We start from the raw sequence: 473 nt of genomic DNA, 5'->3' as shown, positions 1-473 counted from the left end.
GGAGTGTTTCTTCCCGTACAAAAGCAGTTTACAATCCATAGGACCGTCATCCTGCACGCGGCATGGCTGGTTCAGGCTTGCGCCCATTGACCAATATTCCTCACTGCTGCCTCCCGTAGGAGTCTGGTCCGTGTCTCAGTACCAGTGTGGGGGATCTCCCTCTCAGGACCCCTACCCATCGTAGCCTTGGTAAGCCGTTACCTTACCAACTAGCTAATGGGACGCATGCTCATCTTTCACCGTTGTGACTTTAATTATATCCCGATGCCGGGTCATAATGCTATGAGGTATTAATCCAAATTTCTCTGGGCTATCCCTCTGTGAAAGGCAGATTGCATACGCGTTACGCACCCGTGCGCCGGTCTCAAGGCCCGAAAGCCTCTACCCCTCGACTTGCATGTGTTAAGCCTGCCGCTAGCGTTCATCCTGAGCCAGGATCAAACTCTTCATCGTATATTTTTATATTATATCTC

The 473-nt window shown here is 50.7% G+C and carries 1 rRNA gene; it reads right to left on the bottom strand.

Features of this window, described 5'->3' with window-relative positions:
• Positions 1–453, bottom strand: a 16S ribosomal RNA gene (locus DM444_RS00135); the annotation flags it as partial.
• Between the last annotated feature and the right edge of the window lie 20 nt (positions 454–473).

The sequence above is a fragment of the Flavobacterium ginsenosidimutans genome (assembly GCF_003254625.1).
GTDB lineage: Bacteria > Bacteroidota > Bacteroidia > Flavobacteriales > Flavobacteriaceae > Flavobacterium > Flavobacterium ginsenosidimutans.
This window is presented reverse-complemented; position numbering and strand designations above follow the sequence as displayed.